General features: G+C 38.9%; 20 protein-coding genes, 1 tRNA gene, 1 other RNA gene and 1 riboswitch. Of the genes, 13 read left to right on the top strand and 9 right to left on the bottom strand.

What is annotated here, in order from left to right:
• Nucleotides 1-97 precede the first annotated feature (97 nt).
• The 3 genes from rpaB (at nucleotide 98) to EV07_RS08580 (ending at nucleotide 2,789) form a co-directional block, all read left to right on the top strand.
• Nucleotides 98-886 (top strand): response regulator transcription factor RpaB, encoded by a 789-nt coding sequence (gene rpaB, locus EV07_RS08590; protein WP_052043954.1) that lies wholly within the window; start codon nucleotides 98-100, stop codon nucleotides 884-886.
• Nucleotides 887-957: 71 nt separating this feature from the next.
• Nucleotides 958-2,466, top strand: a complete 1,509-nt coding sequence (gene lysS / locus EV07_RS08585; RefSeq protein ID WP_036919494.1) for a lysine--tRNA ligase — start codon at nucleotides 958-960, stop codon at nucleotides 2,464-2,466.
• Nucleotides 2,467-2,522: 56 nt separating this feature from the next.
• Nucleotides 2,523-2,789, top strand: a complete 267-nt coding sequence (locus EV07_RS08580) for a hypothetical protein (protein WP_036919492.1) — start codon at nucleotides 2,523-2,525, stop codon at nucleotides 2,787-2,789.
• Nucleotides 2,790-2,886: 97 nt separating this feature from the next.
• On the opposite strand, the gene EV07_RS08575 is transcribed toward EV07_RS08580, so the two are convergent.
• Entirely contained in the window at nucleotides 2,887-3,144 is a 258-nt protein-coding gene (locus tag EV07_RS08575) for a hercynine metabolism small protein (protein ID WP_036919490.1), read from the bottom strand.
• 30 nt (nucleotides 3,145-3,174) lie between these two features.
• On the bottom strand, nucleotides 3,175-3,672 hold the full coding sequence (gene smpB, locus EV07_RS08570; protein ID WP_036919488.1) for an SsrA-binding protein SmpB: 498 nt from the start codon (nucleotides 3,670-3,672) through the stop codon (nucleotides 3,175-3,177).
• A 50-nt stretch (nucleotides 3,673-3,722) separates the two neighbouring features.
• On the opposite strand from smpB, the gene ruvB reads away from it, so the two are divergent.
• The 5 genes from ruvB (at nucleotide 3,723) to thiC (ending at nucleotide 8,596) form a co-directional block, all read left to right on the top strand.
• The gene (gene ruvB / locus EV07_RS08565; RefSeq protein WP_036919486.1) at nucleotides 3,723-4,781 is read left to right on the top strand and encodes a Holliday junction branch migration DNA helicase RuvB; all 1,059 of its coding nucleotides are present in this window, start codon (nucleotides 3,723-3,725) and stop codon (nucleotides 4,779-4,781) included.
• A 25-nt stretch (nucleotides 4,782-4,806) separates the two neighbouring features.
• Nucleotides 4,807-5,595 (top strand): tetratricopeptide repeat protein, encoded by a 789-nt coding sequence (locus EV07_RS08560; RefSeq protein WP_036919484.1) that lies wholly within the window; start codon nucleotides 4,807-4,809, stop codon nucleotides 5,593-5,595.
• On the top strand, nucleotides 5,592-6,788 hold the full coding sequence (locus tag EV07_RS08555) for a M20 metallopeptidase family protein (RefSeq protein WP_036919480.1): 1,197 nt from the start codon (nucleotides 5,592-5,594) through the stop codon (nucleotides 6,786-6,788). The genes EV07_RS08560 and EV07_RS08555 overlap by 4 nt, the downstream gene beginning before the upstream one ends.
• Nucleotides 6,788-7,009, top strand: coding sequence for a DUF3188 domain-containing protein (locus tag EV07_RS08550; protein WP_036919479.1), 222 nt, complete (start codon nucleotides 6,788-6,790; stop codon nucleotides 7,007-7,009). The genes EV07_RS08555 and EV07_RS08550 overlap by 1 nt, the downstream gene beginning before the upstream one ends.
• A 48-nt stretch (nucleotides 7,010-7,057) precedes the next feature.
• Nucleotides 7,058-7,162: riboswitch (TPP riboswitch) on the top strand.
• 45 nt (nucleotides 7,163-7,207) lie between these two features.
• Nucleotides 7,208-8,596 carry a phosphomethylpyrimidine synthase ThiC gene (gene thiC, locus EV07_RS08545; RefSeq protein ID WP_036919476.1) on the top strand — a complete coding sequence of 463 codons (1,389 nt, stop codon included), beginning with the start codon at nucleotides 7,208-7,210 and terminating at the stop codon, nucleotides 8,594-8,596.
• 45 nt (nucleotides 8,597-8,641) lie between these two features.
• On the opposite strand, the gene tkt is transcribed toward thiC, so the two are convergent.
• From tkt to acpP, 3 genes are read right to left on the bottom strand one after another with little or no spacing between them, the layout of a single operon-like run.
• Nucleotides 8,642-10,657: a transketolase gene (tkt, locus tag EV07_RS08540; RefSeq protein ID WP_036919474.1), complete on the bottom strand. Its 2,016-nt coding sequence runs from the start codon at nucleotides 10,655-10,657 to the stop codon at nucleotides 8,642-8,644.
• 53 nt (nucleotides 10,658-10,710) lie between these two features.
• On the bottom strand, nucleotides 10,711-11,958 hold the full coding sequence (gene fabF, locus EV07_RS08535) for a beta-ketoacyl-ACP synthase II (protein ID WP_036919472.1): 1,248 nt from the start codon (nucleotides 11,956-11,958) through the stop codon (nucleotides 10,711-10,713).
• Nucleotides 11,959-11,965: 7 nt separating this feature from the next.
• Entirely contained in the window at nucleotides 11,966-12,205 is a 240-nt protein-coding gene (acpP, locus tag EV07_RS08530; RefSeq protein WP_036919468.1) for an acyl carrier protein, read from the bottom strand.
• Between the two features lie 133 nt (nucleotides 12,206-12,338).
• Between acpP and psaC the strand changes: the two genes are divergently transcribed.
• Entirely contained in the window at nucleotides 12,339-12,584 is a 246-nt protein-coding gene (gene psaC, locus EV07_RS09490; protein ID WP_006850103.1) for a photosystem I iron-sulfur center protein PsaC, read from the top strand.
• 77 nt (nucleotides 12,585-12,661) lie between these two features.
• Nucleotides 12,662-14,566 (top strand): glutamine--fructose-6-phosphate transaminase (isomerizing), encoded by a 1,905-nt coding sequence (glmS, locus tag EV07_RS08525; protein WP_036919465.1) that lies wholly within the window; start codon nucleotides 12,662-12,664, stop codon nucleotides 14,564-14,566.
• A gap of 22 nt (nucleotides 14,567-14,588) precedes the next feature.
• On the opposite strand, the gene EV07_RS08520 is transcribed toward glmS, so the two are convergent.
• Both EV07_RS08520 and rimM read right to left on the bottom strand, forming a co-directional pair.
• Complete coding sequence (locus EV07_RS08520) at nucleotides 14,589-16,025, bottom strand: mannose-1-phosphate guanylyltransferase/mannose-6-phosphate isomerase (RefSeq protein ID WP_036919463.1); 1,437 nt, start codon at nucleotides 16,023-16,025, stop codon at nucleotides 14,589-14,591.
• A 51-nt stretch (nucleotides 16,026-16,076) separates the two neighbouring features.
• The gene (gene rimM / locus EV07_RS08515) at nucleotides 16,077-16,607 is read right to left on the bottom strand and encodes a ribosome maturation factor RimM (RefSeq protein ID WP_036919461.1); all 531 of its coding nucleotides are present in this window, start codon (nucleotides 16,605-16,607) and stop codon (nucleotides 16,077-16,079) included.
• Between the two features lie 47 nt (nucleotides 16,608-16,654).
• On the opposite strand from rimM, the gene EV07_RS08510 reads away from it, so the two are divergent.
• A complete protein-coding gene (locus EV07_RS08510) occupies nucleotides 16,655-16,840 on the top strand; it encodes an NAD(P)H dehydrogenase subunit NdhS (RefSeq protein ID WP_036919803.1) in 186 nt (61 codons plus the stop codon).
• On the opposite strand, the gene rnc is transcribed toward EV07_RS08510, so the two are convergent.
• Nucleotides 16,815-17,582 carry a ribonuclease III gene (rnc, locus tag EV07_RS08505; protein WP_036919459.1) on the bottom strand — a complete coding sequence of 256 codons (768 nt, stop codon included), beginning with the start codon at nucleotides 17,580-17,582 and terminating at the stop codon, nucleotides 16,815-16,817. The genes EV07_RS08510 and rnc overlap by 26 nt on opposite strands.
• Before the next feature lie 45 nt (nucleotides 17,583-17,627).
• Nucleotides 17,628-18,038, bottom strand: an RNA gene (rnpB, locus tag EV07_RS09295) — RNase P RNA component class A.
• Nucleotides 18,039-18,076: 38 nt separating this feature from the next.
• Here rnpB and EV07_RS08500 point away from each other — a divergent pair.
• Nucleotides 18,077-18,150, top strand: a tRNA-Arg gene (locus EV07_RS08500).
• A gap of 89 nt (nucleotides 18,151-18,239) precedes the next feature.
• The gene (locus EV07_RS08495; protein ID WP_036919458.1) at nucleotides 18,240-18,536 is read left to right on the top strand and encodes a hypothetical protein; all 297 of its coding nucleotides are present in this window, start codon (nucleotides 18,240-18,242) and stop codon (nucleotides 18,534-18,536) included.
• Nucleotides 18,537-18,579: the final 43 nt, after the last annotated feature.

The following is an 18,579-nucleotide window of genomic DNA, read 5'->3' as shown; positions in this document are numbered from 1 at the left end:
TAATATTTAGCCTTATAGGAATTGCCTTGGGTTGGGGGTGGAAGGCTATGTTTACATGGCTAAATGAGGATTCAACATGCATGATGAAGGTTCATCCATGCTTCATAAAAGCAACGATGGGCCCGCTTCGAAGCCAGTTGCATCTCCAAACGCAACAATTTTGGTTGTCGATGATGAGCCAGCAGTGTTGAAAGTTTTAGTTACAAGGCTTGAGCTTGCTGGATATAATGTTGTTTCTGCTAAGGATGGAGAAGAGGCATTAGATATTTTTCATCAGGAAGTTCCAGATCTTGTTGTTTTAGATGTAATGCTTCCCAAGCTTGATGGATTTGCTGTTTGCAGAAGAATAAGGGCTGAATCGATAGTTCCAATAATTTTTCTTAGTGCTCTTGAGGCTATTTCTGAGAGGGTTGCTGGACTTGATTTAGGGGCTGATGATTATTTGTCAAAGCCCTTTAGTCCGAAAGAATTAGAGGCCAGAATAGCCACTATCTTGCGGAGGATGGGTCCTGGAGCATCTGTTGCAGAGCCAAGAGAGATTCCTGCTGGTCAAGGAGTAATGAAATTAGGGGAATTAGTAGTTGATACAAATAGACGTCAGGTAAGTAGAGGTGGAGAAAGAATCGGTTTGACTTATACAGAATTTAGTTTGCTTGAATTGCTTTTCCGCGATCCAGGTAAAGTTGTTCCAAGGGCAGAGATTCTGGAGCAACTATGGGGATACCCCCCTAGAAGAGCAGCTGATTTGAGAGTTGTTGATGTTTATGTTGCCAGATTAAGAGGAAAACTTGAGCCAGACCCACGTAACCCCGAATTAATTCTGACTGTCAGAGGTATTGGCTATTCTTCCCAGAGGTTAGGGGAGTTCCAAACAGTTAACTCTTAAATACAAAGAAACACTTTTTTTTCTTAGCTAATCTATCTACTCTCAGTAGAAATAAATGATTTGATTCTACTTTGTCTGATTTAAGAGAAACACGTTTAACTAAGGCTAATTCCATGCGCGAAATGGGTATAGAGCCGTATGCAGTTAATTTTCAACCAACACATAAAACTGTTCAATTGCAGCAAGATCATCTTGATTTGCCAAATGGTCAAGAGAGGGATCTTGAGGTTTCTATTGCAGGAAGAGTTCTAGCTCGCAGAGTTATGGGAAAGCTTGCTTTCTTTAAGTTGTCTGATGATAGTGGAACGATTCAGCTTTTTCTCGAGAAGCTGACTCTGGAAAAATTTAATACTGCTCAAGCAGATCCTGGCCCATTCAAACAAATAACAGATTTTGTTGATTCAGGAGATTGGATTGGTGTCTCGGGAATTTTGAGACGAACTGATCGAGGTGAGTTATCTATAAAAGTTTATTCATGGAAAATGCTATGCAAATCATTGCAACCATTACCTGATAAATGGCATGGTTTAGCTGATGTAGAGAAGAGATATAGACAGCGCTACCTTGATTTAATTGTTAATCCAGATTCACGTAAAACCTTTCAAAAAAGAGCTTTGATGGTTAGCTCTATTCGTCGATGGTTGGATAATCATGGATTCCTAGAAATTGAAACACCAGTTCTTCAGGCTGAATCTGGTGGTGCTGATGCAAGGCCTTTTATTACTCATCACAATACGTTTGATGTTCCACTTTTTCTAAGAATTGCTACTGAACTCCATTTAAAGAGACTTGTAGTAGGAGGTTTTGAGCGTGTATATGAGATAGGCCGAATCTTTAGGAATGAAGGTGTTAGTTCAAGGCATAATCCTGAATTTACTTCGGTTGAGATATATCAAGCATTTGCAGATTACAAGCAAATGATGGATTTAACTGAGGAACTTGTTGTGTCAATTTGTATGCAAATATGTAACTCTACAAAAATTTCTTATCAAGGAGTATCTCTTGACCTAACGCCTCCTTGGCGAAGAGAGACTATGCAGGAGCTAGTTTTTCAGGAAACAGGTTTAGACTTTGATGGTTTTGGAAATAATAGAGATAAGGCTTCCTCTGCAATGCTCAATGCTGGTTTAGGTGTGCCTGATGAAGCTAATACAGTTGGTCGATTGATGAATGAAGCTTTTGAACAAAAGGTAGAACCAAAGCTTATTCAACCAACTTTTGTCACGGATTACCCTATTGATATTTCACCTTTAGCTAGAAAACATAGAAATAAGCCTGGAATTGTTGAGAGATTTGAATTATTCATTTCTGGTCGTGAAATTGCTAATGCTTTTAGTGAATTAATTGATCCAATTGATCAAAGAGAACGTCTTGTGAAACAGCAGAATCGAAAAAATGATGGTGATCTAGAAGCACATGCAATAGATGAGGACTTTCTTAATGCTTTGGAGATTGGTATGCCCCCAACAGGTGGACTTGGTATTGGAATAGATCGTTTGGCAATGCTTTTAACAGATAGTCCATCTATACGTGATGTGATTGCTTTTCCGTTACTTCGCCCAGAGTCCGGTTCTCAGTAATAGGATAAGGGTACCTTCAAAGTGGATAATAGATCCAGTATGAAGTCGTCTTACGGATGAGTGGTGAGCGCGTTGGTTTCAGGTTTAAGCACACCGATGCTGTGGTTAAGCGCAATCCTCAAGGCCGTTCTAGGCGGGGTTGGGTTATGGAACCTGTTGAACAAACAACCAGTCGTGGCACGAAAATGCCTGCCTATCGCATCAGATGGAGGGATAGTGAGCGTCCTGAAATCGTTTTACAACATATGTTGATCGCAGATCCTGATCCAACGCCACCTCCAGAAAATGTGAGTTTAGAGCCACCTTCTCCGCAAAATAATTAGCCAATTTAGATGCAGATTGATATGTAACTTGCTATTCAATTAACAATAGATTTAATTGATTTGTGTTTTTTTGCAGCCTATAGACGGCCTCGCTTTGCTAGGGATCGCTGACATTTTCCTGAATTGAATCAATGCAAGGTGGTGTTGTAATGATTGGCCTCTCTATTTCTATTTTCAAGTGATTTAAAGCTGCTTGTCGAGATAAAAGGAATGCTTGAGAAAGCTTTGCTATAGATTGATCCTCAATTTCTAGTCGCGTAAGTTGATCAAATGCATTTTTATAGACCTCTTCTAATGACTTTATAAGCTTTTCTCTTTGCATTTTTAGCCTTAATCTTTTTTCTATTTTGTCCATTATAAAAATTTGCTTGCTGTCCTGAATATCTTAATAGCGAGCAATGGCTGATTTGGTTTCTTTATCAACTTGCTTTCTTTTTTCACTTTCTCTTTTGTCGTGAAGTTTTTTGCCTTTGCCAAGCCCTATAGAAAGTTTGATCCACGACCCACTGAGATATAGCTTCAATGGGATGATCGTCAGTCCTTTTCTATTAATTTGAATTTCTAGCTTATTAATTTCTTTTCGATGAGCTAATAATCTGCGGACCCTTAATGGTTCATGATTGAAAAAATTCCCAGCATTATTAAATGTGGAAATATGCACATTATGTAAAAGAAGATTTCCATCGCGAATAAGACAAAAGCCGTCTCTTAAATTTGTGTTCCCGCCTCTTATGGATTTTACTTCTGTCCCAAGAAGTTCTATTCCTGTTTCTAGTGTTTCTAGAATTTCATATTGGTATCTTGCATAGCGATTTTCAGCCAAGTGCCTATTGGCCTTATTTTGCATTCCTTTGGATTTTCTTTTGTTACTCGCTTTAGACATTTTCTGTAATTAGTCTTTTGAGAGTACACAAGTTTCCTTATCCTTCCAATATGGCAATTGTGTCTTCTGGCTCTGAGAAATCTTCCTCTAGCAACCGTAATCGTAAGACAAGGTTGTTAGATCCGATTGTGATGTTGGAAGAAAAGTTGGAAGAAAGTAAGTCTATTAAAGAAGATACATTCAGGCCAAAGTCGTGGAAGGAATTTATTGGTCAAACAGAATTAAAAGAAGTTCTCTCTATTTCTGTTAAAGCATCTTTATCAAGAAAGGAAGCTTTAGATCATGTTTTGCTGTATGGCCCTCCTGGATTAGGTAAAACCACAATGGCCTTGGTCTTAGCTAATGAGCTTGGTGTGAAATGTCGTATTACTAGTGCTCCTGCACTAGAGAGGCCTCGAGACATTATTGGCTTACTTCTAAATTTGCAACCTAATGACTTATTATTTGTTGATGAGATTCATAGACTTTCGAAGGTTGCTGAGGAGCTTTTGTACCCAGCTTTAGAAGATTTCCGACTCGATTTAACTGTTGGTAAAGGGACAACAGCAAGAACGAGAGAGATACAATTACCGCGATTTACTTTGGTTGGTGCTACTACCAAGCCTGCTGCTATAAGTTCACCATTAAGAGATAGATTTGGTATCAGTCAAAGACTAAATTTTTATAATCTTGAGGAATTGCAAATGATTATTAGAAGAGCAGCAGAGCTTTTTAACTTGCCATTGACTATAGAAGGTAGTTATGAAATAGCTCGAAGATGCAGGGGAACACCTCGCATTGCCAATAGATTGCTGCGTCGAGTGAGAGACTTTGCAACTGTGCACATGAAAATGAAACTTATAGATAAAATGGTAGTTGATGAATCTTTAAGGTTGCATCAAGTCGATGAGCGAGGTTTGGATCAAACAGATAGACGCTTGCTTTTATTTATATCAAATGAGCATAATGGTGGCCCTGTTGGCTTGGAGACTTTAGCTGCAGCACTAGGTGAAGAAACTGCAACATTGGAATCTGTTGTAGAACCTTTCCTTTTACAGATTGGTTTTCTCAAAAGAACTGCTAGGGGCAGAATTGTTACCTCAGCTGCTAAAGAGCACCTAAACATTTAAATAAAGAAAAATTATCAATAATCCAATGAAAAAATATTGGTCTTTTTCAATCATTTTATCTCTTGTCTTTCTTTTAACTTCACCTTGCGAGGCTTTAGTAAAAGATTCAAGTCCATTAGTTTTTGAAAAAGCGTTAAGTCAAACTCATAAAGGGGACTTCATAAATGCATTAAAAAGTTGGGATAGCTTTCTTTCTTCATTTCCAGAAAATGCTTCTGCATTAAGTAATAGAGGTAACGTACGTTTAATATTAGGAGATATTAAAGGTGCAATTCTTGATCAAACACGAGCTATAGAACTTTTACCTTTGGAAATAGACCCTCATCTAAATAGGGGAATTGCTGAAGAAGCCTTAGAAGAATGGGATGCCGCGATAGATGACTATCTATGGGTGCTCGAGAAGGAGCCTGATAATCCATCTGCTTTATATAATTTAGGAAATGTAATGGGCGCTGCTCATGGTGATTGGTTACAGTCAAAAACCTTATTTCATAAAGCATCTTTAGCAGATTCAAGTTTTACTATGGCGTTATCTGGTGAAGCTTTGGCTTGTTATCAATTGAATCAATTTGATCAAGCCGAAAAAGCCCTTCGCTCACTAATTAGAAAATATCCAATGTTTGTTGATGGAAGAGCAGCTTTGACTGCTCTTTTATGGAAAGAAGGCTCAATAGGAGAAGCAGAAAGTCACTGGGCAGCAGTTGCTGGACTTGACAGTAGATATAGCGATCAAGATTGGCTTTTATACGTAAGACATTGGCCGCCAAGTCCAAGTAAGGACCTTATGGCATTTTTAGATCTGCAAAACAAATGAGCTTGTTAAAGAAACCTATTTTAAGTTTGCAGTCTTTCTTGCCTGATCTCATTGAACTTAGACGGCATTTACATGCACACCCAGAATTGAGTGGAGAGGAACATCAAACTGCTGCTTTAGTTGCTGGTCAATTAAAGGAATATGGATGGACTGTTACCGAATCTGTTGGAAAGACAGGTTTAATTGCAGAACTAGGCAATACAAATGGTCCTTTGGTTGGATTTAGAGTTGATATGGATGCTTTGCCAGTAGAGGAAAAGACAGGCCTTTCATATGCTTCCCTTGTTCAAGGTGTTATGCATGCATGTGGGCATGATCTTCATACTTGTATAGGTCTAGGAGTTGCAAGGCTTTTTGCTGAAAACGATAGTGCATTTACAGGAATTAGACTTTTATTTCAACCGGCTGAGGAAATTGCATCTGGTGCAAGATGGATGAAACAAGATGGAGCGACGAAAGGCTTAGACGCTCTTTTTGGTGTGCATGTTTATCCAGAACTGCCAGTTGGTTTTATTGGCGTTAGAAATGGTACTTTAACTGCAGCAGCTGGGAAATTGGAAATAGAGATCATTGGTGACGGTGGGCATGGAGCTAGACCACATCAGACAGTTGATTCAATCTGGATAGCAGCAAAGATTATTAGTGGGGTTCAAGAAGCTATTAGTAGGCAGCTTGATTCTCTTTTACCCGTTGTAATTAGTTTCGGTAAAATTGAAGGAGGAAATGCATTTAATGTCATACCAGACCGGGTAAGGCTTTTGGGGACAGTCCGTTGTTTAGATCCACAATTAAATCAAACACTTCCTAATTGGTTGGAGAGACAAATAAAAGCAATTGCTTCAAGCCTCGGTGGAAAGGCTGTTGTTCGTTATATACCTATTGCACCTCCAGTCTTTAATGATTTTGACCTAACCAACTTGGTTGAACAGTCTGCAAAATTCTTACTCGGGGATGAAAAGGTCAAGAGATTAGAATTGCCTTCATTAGGAGCAGAGGATTTTGCTGAGTTTTTAGAGGATGTTCCAGGGACAATGTTTCGTCTAGGTGTAGCAGCTTCTGACGGATGTGCACCTTTACACAACGGTCATTTTGCACCTGATGAAAATTCTCTTGAAATAGGCATTAGTGTGATTTTCCATACTCTGTTGAGCTGGATGAAAAGTAATAGCAGTATTTCTTCGCACAAAAATTGATGAAGAGCTATAAGAATTTATTAATTTCATTTGCTGCACCATTATTGATCATGGTTGCAATTTTGGGATTTTTTTCTCGCAAAGATAATGACCGTGTTCAATCCATACCTGCCTTTTGTGTTGGTATGGGGCTCATTATTTCCAATTCTGTATCTAGAAATCTTCGCAGGAAAACACTATTAGATGGAATTCGTGGCAAAAATAATCGCTTGAATCAATAATTTGATTTAATAGATAAAAGCTTATTAGTCGAAAGATAGCTATTTTATAAATATCACTAGGGGTGCCATAAAAAGCTATTGCTTTTGGCTGAGATCACACCCTCTGAACCTGATACGGTTTGTACCGGTGAAGGAAAGTGAAAGAGAGTGATCTTACGTGGCATAAATTTCCCCAGTTTCTTCATACTTTTTGTGGTTATGCGAACTTCATGGGTTGCTTCTAGAAGTGGTTTGAGCAATGTTTCTCAAATGTATTTTGCTCGAAAGGAAGTGATAACAGAAGAAATGGCTTTTGTGGCCAAGAGGGAAAACCTTCCTGAATCTTTAATTATGGAAGAAGTGGCAAGAGGAAGAATGATTATTCCTGCAAATATTAATCACCTTAATCTTGAACCTATGGCAATTGGCATTGCCTCTAGGTGCAAAGTGAATGCAAATATTGGTGCTTCCCCTAATGCAAGTGATGTTAATGAAGAGCTGAAGAAATTACAGCTTGCTGTCAAATATGGTGCAGATACTGTCATGGACCTTTCTACAGGTGGAGTAAATCTAGATGATGTTCGAATTGCGATTATCAAGGACTCTCCTGTTCCAATAGGGACAGTTCCTGTCTATCAAGCTTTAGAAAGTGTTCATGGATCTATAGAGAAATTATCAGAAGATGATTTTCTGCACATCATTGAAAAGCATTGTCAGCAAGGAGTCGATTATCAGACGATACATGCTGGTTTATTGATTGAGCATTTGCCAAAAGTTAAAGGGAGATTAACGGGCATTGTTAGTAGAGGAGGCGGGATACTTGCTCAGTGGATGCTTTATCACCATAAACAGAACCCTTTATTTACTCGTTTTGATGATATTTGTGAAATCTTCAAACGTTATGATTGCAGTTTTTCTTTAGGCGATTCTTTGAGACCTGGCTGTTTACATGATGCATCAGATGAGGCTCAATTAGCAGAATTGAAAACATTAGGAGAACTTACAAAACGTGCTTGGAAGCATGATGTGCAGGTAATGGTTGAAGGGCCTGGGCATGTTCCTATGGATCAGATTGAATTCAATGTTCGCAAGCAAATGGAAGATTGTTCAGAAGCGCCTTTTTATGTTTTAGGTCCATTAGTTACAGATATTGCTCCGGGTTATGACCATATTACTAGTGCTATTGGTGCTGCAATGGCTGGTTGGTATGGAACAGCAATGCTTTGCTATGTCACCCCAAAAGAGCATTTAGGCTTACCTAATCCGGAGGATGTTCGAGAAGGATTAATTGCCTATAAGATTGCTGCTCATGCGGCAGATGTAGCTAGGCATCGCTCTGGTTCAAGAGATAGAGATGATGAGTTGAGTAAAGCTAGATATGCTTTTGATTGGAATAAGCAGTTTGAATTGTCTTTGGATCCTGAGAGAGCAAGGGAATATCATGATGAAACTCTTCCTGCAGATATTTATAAGCAAGCAGAATTTTGTTCAATGTGTGGTCCAAAGCATTGCCCAATGCAAACAAAAATCACTGAAAAAGAACTAGAGCAATTAGAAGATGTTCTTTCTTCACAAGGAAAATCTTCTCAAATAGCTCACAAAAGCTAAATTAAACCATTGTTCTTTTATTTGTTTTTTATTTACAACTTATGTTTATGCAGATTTAAGTAGATTGTTTGCTTTATTCAAAACGTTTTCCACTGTAAACCCAAATTTATCCATACAAGTTCCTCCAGGTGCAGATGCTCCAAAGCTATTCATAGTTACACTATCTCCATCCAGACCTATATATTTGTGCCACCCAAATGTTTCTGCAGCTTCGACAACAAGGCGTTTCCTAACAGCAGAAGGTAGCACTTCTTCTTTATAAGAATCACTTTGCTCTTCAAAAAGTTCTACACATGGCATGGAAACGACTCTGACGTTTTTACCTTGTTTCGTTAACGCTTTGGCTGCTTCTACACATAAATTCAGCTCGCTACCAGTACCTATGAAAATTAATTCAGGGGTTCCTGAACAATCTTCAAGTATATATCCACCAAAAGATACTTTTTCTATTGAAGAATTTGCCTGATTAGGCATGCCTTGCCTACTTAAACAAAGAGAGCTAGGACGTTTGCGATTTTGTATGGCAAGCTTATATGCCCCACTTGTCTCATTGCCATCACCTGGCCTGAAAACAAGCATATTTGGCATTGCTCTTAATGAAGGAATAGTTTCTATTGGTTGATGAGTTGGTCCATCTTCTCCAACGCCAATTGAGTCATGTGTTAGTACATAAATTACTCCGAGTTCACTTAAGGCCGATAACCTCATTGACCCTCTCATGTAGTCAGCAAAGACAAGAAATGTACCTCCATATGGAATTAATCCACTGTCGTGATAAGCGATTCCATTCAGTATCGCGGCCATTGCATGTTCTCTTACTCCGAAATGCAAATACCTTTTTTCAGGTGTTTCGGGTTGGAAGGATCCTACTTCTCCCTTGATGTCGGTGTAGTTGGAATGCGTTAAATCGGCTGAACCACCAATTAACTCAGGTAGATTTGGACCTAGTGCTCCTAAACAGATTTGGGAATGTTTTCTTGTAGCTAATCCTTTGTCATCAGATGTATATGCTGGTAAATCTTTATCCCAGTTTTCTGGAAGCTCTCCTCTTAATGAACGTTCAAGTTCTGCAGCTTCTTTTGGATATTTTGCTCGATAAATCTTTAATTGCTCATTCCAATCACTTTCTAGTTTTGCCCCTCTATCAATAGCTTGCCTGAACTGCTCATAGGCTTCATGAGGAATTTCGAAAGGACCGTATGACCAATTGAGTGATTCTCTTGTTAACTTTGCTTCATCTTCTCCTAGAGGCGCACCGTGAACACCGGCCGTATCAGATTTATTTGGAGAACCATAGCCAATAGTTGTAGTGATTTTAATTATTGATGGTTTGTCTTCAACTGCTTTGGCTAACTCGATTGCTTTGGCAATAGCATTTACATCAGTATTCCCATTAGGAACATGTTGAACATGCCAACCATATGCTTCATATCTTTTTAAAACATCCTCAGTGAAAGATACATCGGTTCTTCCATCAATTGTTATGTGATTATCATCATAGAGAGCAATAAGTTTTCCAAGTTTTAGGTGTCCAGCAAGAGAACATGCTTCTGATGCAACTCCTTCTTGATTACAACCATCGCCCATGATCACATAAGTAAAGTGATCAATAATTTTGGAATCTGGTTTATTGAATTTTGCTCCTAAATGAGCTTCTGCTATCGCAAGCCCAACTGCATTTGATATTCCTGCACCTAAAGGCCCAGCTGTAACCTCAACTCCTGGAGTTTCGAAAGTTTCTGGGTGACCAGGTGTTTTAGCTCCCCATTGCCTGAATTGCTTAATATCTTCAATTGTTACTGAGTCGTAACCAGTTAGGTGTAAAAGTGCATAAAGGAGCATGCAACCATGACCGGCAGATAGAACAAAACGATCTCGATTAAACCATTTTGGATTTTTAGGATTATGACTAAGGAATTTGTCCCATAGTGTGTAGCCCATAGGCGCGCATCCCATTGGCAGACCAGGATGACCACTATTAGATTTATTTACTGCATCAACCGCAAGCATTCTGATGCTATTGATGCAAAGTGATTCAAGGGAAGCGGGCGCAGCGACCATTTTATTTGTTGGTGATTAAAAGATTATGACTGATGGAGGGGAGAGAAGGACCTTTAGGTCATCTTTCGGAATGCGAGACAAACATTGTGACCCCCAAAACCAAAGGAGTTTGAAAGCACAATATTTAACTTACTTTCTCTAGCAGTGTTAGGTACATAATCCAGATCACAGTCAGGATCTGGGTTTGCGTAATTAATTGTTGGTGGAATTACCCCATGCTTGATAGAAAGCACACATGCTACTGCTTCAATGCCTCCAGATCCTCCTAGAAGGTGACCTGTCATTGATTTAGTTGAGCTTACAGGGATTTTGTTAGCTCGTTCCCCAAGGGCAGTCTTTATGGCAGAAGTTTCATTTTTGTCATTGGCAGCTGTACTTGTTCCGTGAGCATTAATGTAATCAACTTTTTGTATATCGATTGCTCCATCGTCAATAGTTTCTCTGATTGCTTTTGCCCCTCCTATACCTCCTGGAGATGGTGCTGTTATGTGGTGAGCATCACATGTTGCTCCATAGCCAATTAATTCTGCATAAATTTCTGCATTACGTTTTTTAGCATGTTCAAGTGTTTCAAGTATTAGTACCCCTGAACCTTCTCCAATTACGAAACCATCACGCTCTGCATCAAAAGGTCTGCTTGCTTTAGAAGGATCTTCATTGCGAAATGAAAGTGCTTTCGCACTAGAAAAACCTGCTACTCCAAGAGGAGTAATGCTTGCCTCTGCCCCACCGCATATCATTGCATCAGCTTTTCCAAGTTGAAGCAATCTAAATGAATCGCCGATTGCATTTGAGCCGGCAGCACATGCTGTTGCAACTGCTGAGCTGGGTCCTTTCGCACCAAGAGCAATAGCTGTAAGGCCAGTTGCCATATTTGGAATCATCATTGGAACAGTAAAAGGACTAACTCTTCCTGGTCCTCTGTTGTTTAGAACTTGCGCTTGAGTTTCCATGGTCAGTAGTCCACCAACACCAGAGCCAATAATCACGCCAACACGTTGAGAATTGGTTTCATCAATAATTAGGCCTGAATCTCTAAGTGCTTCTTTTGCAGCAACTACTCCAAATTTTGAGAAACGATCCCATCTTTTGGATTCTTTTGGTTCGAGGATTCCAGTTGGATCAAAATCTGATACTTCCGCAGCGAACCTACAAGCGTGATTTGAAGCATCAAACAGGGAAATAGGTCCAACCCCATTTAGGCCAGACTTTAATCCAACGAAATAATCTTCGACGGTATTGCCGATTGGGGTAATAGCGCCAAGACCAGTTATTACAACTCGATGGAGGTGCTCCATCATTAGGTCCTCAGGATTTTTCTTCTATGTATTTCACGGCATCTCCCACGGTGGCTATGCCTTCGGCTGCCTCGTCTGGAATCTCGATGTCGAATGCTTCTTCAAGAGCCATAACTAACTCAACTGTGTCAAGAGAGTCTGCTCCAAGGTCGTTCTGGAAGTTCGAATCTGGTTTAATTTCGCCTGCGTCAACGCTAAGTTGCTCAGCAACGATAGAACGAACTTTTTCGAGAATTGCTTCCTGAGACATAATTCTGGATATTTGTTCTTATCCTACGGCTCATGCCCGCGAGTTAACAAGAGTGAAGCCAGATGCATTAATTTCTTTTTGTTGAACCAAATTGAGTAAAGTTTTTTACATGCAACGTTATCCATAGGGCTTTATGTCCCACGCAGTAAAGATCTACGACACATGCATTGGATGTACTCAATGTGTACGAGCCTGTCCACTGGATGTGCTCGAGATGGTTCCATGGGATGGCTGTAAAGCCGGTCAGATTGCGTCTTCTCCACGAACAGAAGACTGTGTTGGATGTAAGCGCTGTGAGACTGCATGTCCTACAGATTTCTTAAGTATTAGGGTTTATTTAGGGGATGAAACTACTAGAAGTATGGGATTGGCTTACTGAATCTTTTGTAGTATTAGGTTTTGAGTTAGGTTCTAAAGAGCCTAAAAATCCATGGATTTAAGTTCATACTTTTATATATGTGTGGAATAGTTGCGTTAGTTGGCTCTCGAGAAGCATCTCCAATTCTTTTAGATGGCCTTAAAAAGCTTGAATATAGGGGCTATGACTCAGCTGGCTTAGCAACAGTTAGCCCCTCCCCAGGCGTCAAAGATGCTGTTATTAGTTGTAAAAGGGCGAAAGGGAAATTATTTAACCTTTTGCGTTTGATTGAAAAAGATGGAGCCCCAGGAAATGTAGGGATTGGCCATACTCGATGGGCTACACATGGAAAACCTGAGGTTCATAATGCGCATCCGCATCTTGATTCTTTAGAAAAAGTAGCTGTTGTTCAAAATGGAATTATTGAAAATCACACTTCATTGAGAGAGGAACTTGAGAAGAAGGGTGTCCAATTTAGATCTGATACTGACACTGAGGTTATTCCTCATTTAATTTCTCAAAACTTAAAACGATTAAAGAAAGATGGACATCAATCTAGTGGCTCACTTCTTCTTTCAGCAGTCCAGCAGGTTTTAGATGTATTGGAGGGGTCATATGCACTTGCTGTGATATGGGCTGAAACGCCAGATACTTTGATAGTTGCAAAGCGTAAAGCACCTTTATTGATAGGTTTTGGAGAAGGGGAATTTCTCTGTGCTAGTGATACCCCAGCTTTTGCAGGTTTTTCTAGAACAGTATTGTCTTTGGAAGATAAAGAGGTGGCTTTACTTACTCCATTGGGTGTAGAAATCTATAACTCTTTAGGAGAGCGTCAACATAGAACACCTTCAATAATTACTGGATATGAAAGTGATATTGATAAAGGTCAATTTAGACATTTCATGCTTAAAGAGATATTTGAACAATCAGATACTGCAGCCGAATGGATAGCAAGATATTTACCGCATGAATTGCCACCTTCAGCACCAGTTGCGTTTCCGTTTGAAGATTCAATTTATGACTCTGTCGAAAAAATTCAAATTTTAGCTTGTGGAACTAGTCGTCATGCAGCAATGGTTGGTGCTTACCTTTTAGAACAGTTTTCTGGCATTCCATCAACAGTTTATTTTGCAAGTGAATTTCGCTATGCTCCACCACCTTTGGCTAAAAATATTTTGACCATTGGAGTTACTCAATCTGGTGAGACAGCAGATACTCTTGCAGCATTAGCTATGGAATATCAAAGACGATGTTCTAGTGATCAAGATAACTCTGCTCCTTTACAATTAGGGATAACTAATCGGCCAGAAAGTTCTTTATCAAGACAAGTTTCTAATGTTATTGATATAGGAGCAGGGATGGAAGTTGGAGTTGCGGCTACTAAAACTTTTCTTGGACAATTATTGACTTTTTATGGTTTAGCTTTAATGTTTGCAGCCCGTAGGAAAAGTCGTTCCACAGAAGAAATAGTTGATTTGTGTAGCCAATTAAGATTAATCCCAAATCAAATTAAGGATCTTATTAATACCCATGATCAATTAAGTGAAAAATTATCACAACAATTTTCTGAAACAAAAGATGTAATTTTTCTGGGTAGAGGGATTAATTATCCGATAGCACTGGAGGCTGCCTTGAAATTAAAAGAGATTAGTTATATTCATGCTGAAGGTTACCCTGCTGGAGAGTTGAAGCATGGTCCGATTGCTTTATTGGACAAGCAAGTTCCAGTTATCTCAATCGCAACTAAAGGTATTGTTTTTGATAAAGTATTAAGTAATGCCCAAGAAGCTAAAGCTAGAGATGCATCTTTAATTGGCGTAGCACCAATATCAACAGATACAAAAATCTTCGATCACTTGTTACCTATCCCTGAAGTTAATGAATTGATTAGCCCATTATTAACAGTGATTCCCTTGCAATTATTGAGTTATCACATTGCTGCTAGAAGAGGTTTAGATGTAGATCAACCAAGAAATTTAGCAAAAAGTGTAACAGTAGAGTAAGTGATATTTCAGATTATTTGAGTTATTTTTGCCGCCCATATTTATCATCAAGTCTTATAATATCATCTTCTCCAATGTATTCTCCACTTTGTATTTCTATTAATTCTAAAGGTATTTCACCTGGATTACTAAGCCGATGTTTTGATCGAAGAGGTATATAAGTACTTTGATTTTCTTTTAGTAATTCTTTTTCTGAATCACGTTCTACTAAAGCAATCCCTTTTACAACAACCCAATGTTCTGCTCGATGTTGGTGCATTTGTAGAGAAAGACTTGCACCTGGCTTCACTTCAATTTTTTTGACTTGCCATTTTTTCCCTTGAACTATAGATGTGTAATGTCCCCAAGGCCGGTGAATTTTTTTATGTGATTTAGCTTCTTCTCTTTTTGCTTGCTTTAGCTTTTCAACGATTGTTTTTACGTTTTGACATTCGTTTTTATCTGCAATGAGAACAGCATCATCCGTTTCTACAACAATTAAATCTTTTAATCCAAGTCCAACTACTAGACGGTGCTCACTTCGGAAGTAGCAGCTCAAACTATTTTCTACCATGACTTTTCCATGCAATACATTGCCATCACAATCTTTTTTTTCTTCTTCCCAAATGGATTGCCAGTTGCCTATATCATTCCACCCAGCATTCATTGCAATTACTGCACCTAGCTTTGTTCTTTCCATTACTGCTACATCAATTGAGATGCTTGGACATTGACGAAATGAATGACTATCAAGTCTTAGAAAATCAAGATCTTCTTTATTTCCTTTAAGAGCTTTTTTACAGCAACTAATGATTTTAGGAGAGAACTTTTCTAATTCAGCAATAATTGCACTTGCTTTAAAAAGAAATATCCCGCTATTCCAAGTAAAGCGACTGTCGTTTAGAAATTGCTCAGCAGTTTCTTTATTAGGTTTTTCTATAAACCTTTTGATATCAGATTCTTTAGCAGATTCACCTGCTTTTTCGCTTGACTCTATATAGCCATAACCAGTTTCTGGAGAGGTAGGTTTAATCCCAAAAGTTACAAGTTTTCCTTTTTCAGCAGCATTTATACCAGCATTTATAGCTTCTAAAAAGTTTTTAGGTTTAGAGATAATATGATCAGCTGATAGAACAAGAAGCAAGGGATCTTGGCCTTCTTCTAGTGCTTTTAGTGCGGCAATTGTTATTGCTGGCGCTGTATTTCTCCCTATAGGCTCCAGAAAAATGGCTTTTGCTTTGATATTTATCTCTCGCATTTGTTCCGCAACTATGAATCTATGTTCTTCGTTGCAGATTAAAAAAGGGTTTTGCAGTCCTTTAATGTTTTCTATACGTTTTTGAGTTTGTTGAAGCAATGTGAGATTGCTTTCATGATGCAGTGCCCAAAACTGTTTTGGATAACTTTCTCTAGATAAGGGCCACAGCCTTGTACCTGATCCACCGCAGAGGATTACTGGAATTAATGAACTTTTAATCACTGGTTTTCCTCAGTCATAAATTTCTTTGTTTTAAGAAGTTCATTTTTTTAGTTATAGATCTAATAGGCCTGGAGGTGGCGAGACTATCGCCCAGCCTTCCTTTAGCTTTATCTCTGGAACAATTTCTTTTACAAAGGGCACTAAAATTTTTTTCCCTGTTAATAACTCTACTTCTAATAAGTCATTCCCCGCACTTGTTAGATTTGTTATCTCACCAATTTCTTTTCCGTCCTCTGCAAGTTTTACTTTTAGCCCTACTAGATCCAAAAGGTGGAATTCGCCTTCTTTGAGTTTAGGACGTTGGTTTGAATTGATTAATAAGCTTTTGCCTACTAATGACTTCGCTTCTTCTCTATTGTTTATTCCTTTAAAAGAAACTACATAAATAGATTTCCCAGGTATTTGTCTGCCAGAGGCTAATTCAATTTTTGTAGGTTCTTCATTTTCTTTTTGTAGCCATCTTCTGCCAGGGTTAAGAAATCGCTCGGGGAAATCGCTACTAGGATTGATTCTTACTGCACCATTAAGGCCTTGAGGTGCAACAATCTTCCCAATGGTTAACCAAATAATTTTTTCACACATGTTTAGTTAGGAGAGACTTAAAATAATTAAATGAGTTGGTTTTAATCTTGAATACTTCAGAATGTATTATCCTTCCTGGCTCATCCGTCATAGTTGCTAATCCAAGTTCTATTTACAATGGATACAAAGGGTTTGTTCAGCGAATTACTGAAAATAAAGCTGCTGTTCTGTTTGAAGGAGGCAATTGGGATAAGTTATTGACTATCCCTATAAAAGATCTTGAGATAATTTAGTTTTTAAATTATTTAGTGCAGTTTTGGCAGCTTCTTTTTCCGCTTTTTTTCTTGAACTTCCCCATCCTTCCCCAAAAGAATCGTTTTGAATGATTACTTTGCAATAGAACCTTTTTGTGTCTCCATGTTGCTTTGAAATTTCTTCTACTTCGTAAATAGGCTGATTAAACCCTTGGCTTTGGCTCCATTCTTGTAGTGCTGATTTTGCATTTTGTTTATATGGATCAGCGAGAATTTCTTTGCTTTCCTTATCCCAATATGTTTTCAGCCACAAATGAATGGATTCGATGCTTTTCAGACATTCATATAGTGCTCCTATTAATGCTTCAGTGCCTTCTGCACAAATTGTTTCCTTTGCCGCTATATCCTTTAAAGACTTTGGAGCTATAAGCATACTTTCAGTAATACCAATTCTTTTTCCAATTTTTGCAAGCCATTCGTCACTTACCAACTGCGCTCTTAAAGCTGATCTTTCTCCGACTTTTAATGATGGGAAATTAGCTTGAATGTATTCAGTTGCAGCAAGTCTTAATACTGCATCACCATGAAATTCCAATCGTTCATGATTAATTGATAAGCTTTTGGAAGTATGTGTTAAGGCTTCATTTAATATTTCTAGGTATTGAGATTCATTATTTTTAATGATTGTAAGGTCTGAAGCTTCTAATTTACTTCTTATTAGCAATCTATAAATATTTTCGGCCCTTTCTGAACTAATTACGGGGGTTTTCTTCCTGGTCATTTGCTTCTTTTTCAATAGTTTTTATTGGTCTTTTACAAAGTAATTATGGGAAAGCAGGTCGTAAGCCGGGTTCTGTTCACTATCAAGTTTGATGGTGGGTGATCATCTATCTGGGATTGTTGTTTCCAACAACCTCTAGCGGCTTTCAATTAGGAGATAGGTAAAATGGTCATCCTAAAACCTTTGCCTTGCACCCAACCGGGGTTTACCAAGCCAGCACCTCTCGATACTGCTGGTGCGCTCTTACCGCACCTTTGCACCCTTGCCTGTCCTCTTTTCAGAGCATTGCTCTTCATAAAAGTCATCGGCGGTGTGTTTCTGTGGCACTATCCTCACGGTCACCCGCACTGGGAATTACCCAGCAAGTTCGACCATATGGGAGCCCGGACTTTCCTCAACCGAGTATTTATTGTCGAATTTCGACAATTCTCGATTGCGATCACCTCTCCTGCTTTCATATTCCATAATGCCTTGAAGAGTTCAATTCTTCCAGTGGGGCTGTAGCTCAGTCGGATAGAGCGACGGTTTCCTAAACCGTAGGTCGTGGGTTCGAATCCCGCCAGCCCCGTAATTGCTAAAAATAGTTGATAACCTATATGTAGTGGGTGGCCAAAACCACCACTCTCTCGCTAGCGTGTTGTTATGAAACGAGGTTAGATGACTCAGCTTCACGATTTAAGGCTTCAACTCCTGGTACAGCAGGAGAGTGAGCAAATTGCTAAATCTCAGCCAACAGATTTAGATCTTTCTGTAGTCCAAGCAAGATGTCTTTGCTGGTTGGCATTATTGGCAGAAGCACATGAAGATCAAGCAAGTGAAGCAGAAACTAGAGGTGATACAGAACAAGCTATGGGTTGGTTTGCAGATTCAATGAGATTGAGAGATGTGATTCAAGTTGTAACGAGTATTGAAGTTCCAATACCCGAAAATAGAGCTGAATTAGAAGAGGCTTGAGAATTTCTCGGACTTTTTGTAATTAATGCCCTTTAAGATGCCA

The sequence above is a fragment of the Prochlorococcus sp. MIT 0603 genome, assembly GCF_000760215.1.
Taxonomy (GTDB): domain Bacteria; phylum Cyanobacteriota; class Cyanobacteriia; order PCC-6307; family Cyanobiaceae; genus Prochlorococcus_E.
Note: the sequence above shows the minus strand (reverse complement) of the source record. Positions and strands in the feature narration are given on the sequence as shown.

Bases quoted from the DNA above. Each gene is read 5' to 3' on its own strand.
- acpP (WP_036919468.1), bottom strand. From the start codon at position 12,205: ATGTCTCAGGAAGCAATTCTCGAAAAAGTTCGTTCTATCGTTGCTGAG.
- EV07_RS08555 (WP_036919480.1), top strand. From the start codon at position 5,592: ATGAGCTTGTTAAAGAAACCTATTTTAAGTTTGCAGTCTTTCTTGCCT.
- rnc (WP_036919459.1), bottom strand. From the start codon at position 17,582: ATGACCAGGAAGAAAACCCCCGTAATTAGTTCAGAAAGGGCCGAAAAT.
- rimM (WP_036919461.1), bottom strand. From the start codon at position 16,607: ATGTGTGAAAAAATTATTTGGTTAACCATTGGGAAGATTGTTGCACCT.
- thiC (WP_036919476.1), top strand. From the start codon at position 7,208: ATGCGAACTTCATGGGTTGCTTCTAGAAGTGGTTTGAGCAATGTTTCT.
- EV07_RS08560 (WP_036919484.1), top strand. From the start codon at position 4,807: ATGAAAAAATATTGGTCTTTTTCAATCATTTTATCTCTTGTCTTTCTT.
- EV07_RS08575 (WP_036919490.1), bottom strand. From the start codon at position 3,144: ATGGACAAAATAGAAAAAAGATTAAGGCTAAAAATGCAAAGAGAAAAG.
- fabF (WP_036919472.1), bottom strand. From the start codon at position 11,958: ATGATGGAGCACCTCCATCGAGTTGTAATAACTGGTCTTGGCGCTATT.
- EV07_RS08580 (WP_036919492.1), top strand. From the start codon at position 2,523: ATGAGTGGTGAGCGCGTTGGTTTCAGGTTTAAGCACACCGATGCTGTG.
- tkt (WP_036919474.1), bottom strand. From the start codon at position 10,657: ATGGTCGCTGCGCCCGCTTCCCTTGAATCACTTTGCATCAATAGCATC.
- smpB (WP_036919488.1), bottom strand. From the start codon at position 3,672: ATGTCTAAAGCGAGTAACAAAAGAAAATCCAAAGGAATGCAAAATAAG.
- EV07_RS08495 (WP_036919458.1), top strand. From the start codon at position 18,240: ATGACTCAGCTTCACGATTTAAGGCTTCAACTCCTGGTACAGCAGGAG.
- EV07_RS08550 (WP_036919479.1), top strand. From the start codon at position 6,788: ATGAAGAGCTATAAGAATTTATTAATTTCATTTGCTGCACCATTATTG.
- rpaB (WP_052043954.1), top strand. From the start codon at position 98: ATGCTTCATAAAAGCAACGATGGGCCCGCTTCGAAGCCAGTTGCATCT.
- psaC (WP_006850103.1), top strand. From the start codon at position 12,339: ATGTCCCACGCAGTAAAGATCTACGACACATGCATTGGATGTACTCAA.
- ruvB (WP_036919486.1), top strand. From the start codon at position 3,723: ATGGCAATTGTGTCTTCTGGCTCTGAGAAATCTTCCTCTAGCAACCGT.
- glmS (WP_036919465.1), top strand. From the start codon at position 12,662: ATGTGTGGAATAGTTGCGTTAGTTGGCTCTCGAGAAGCATCTCCAATT.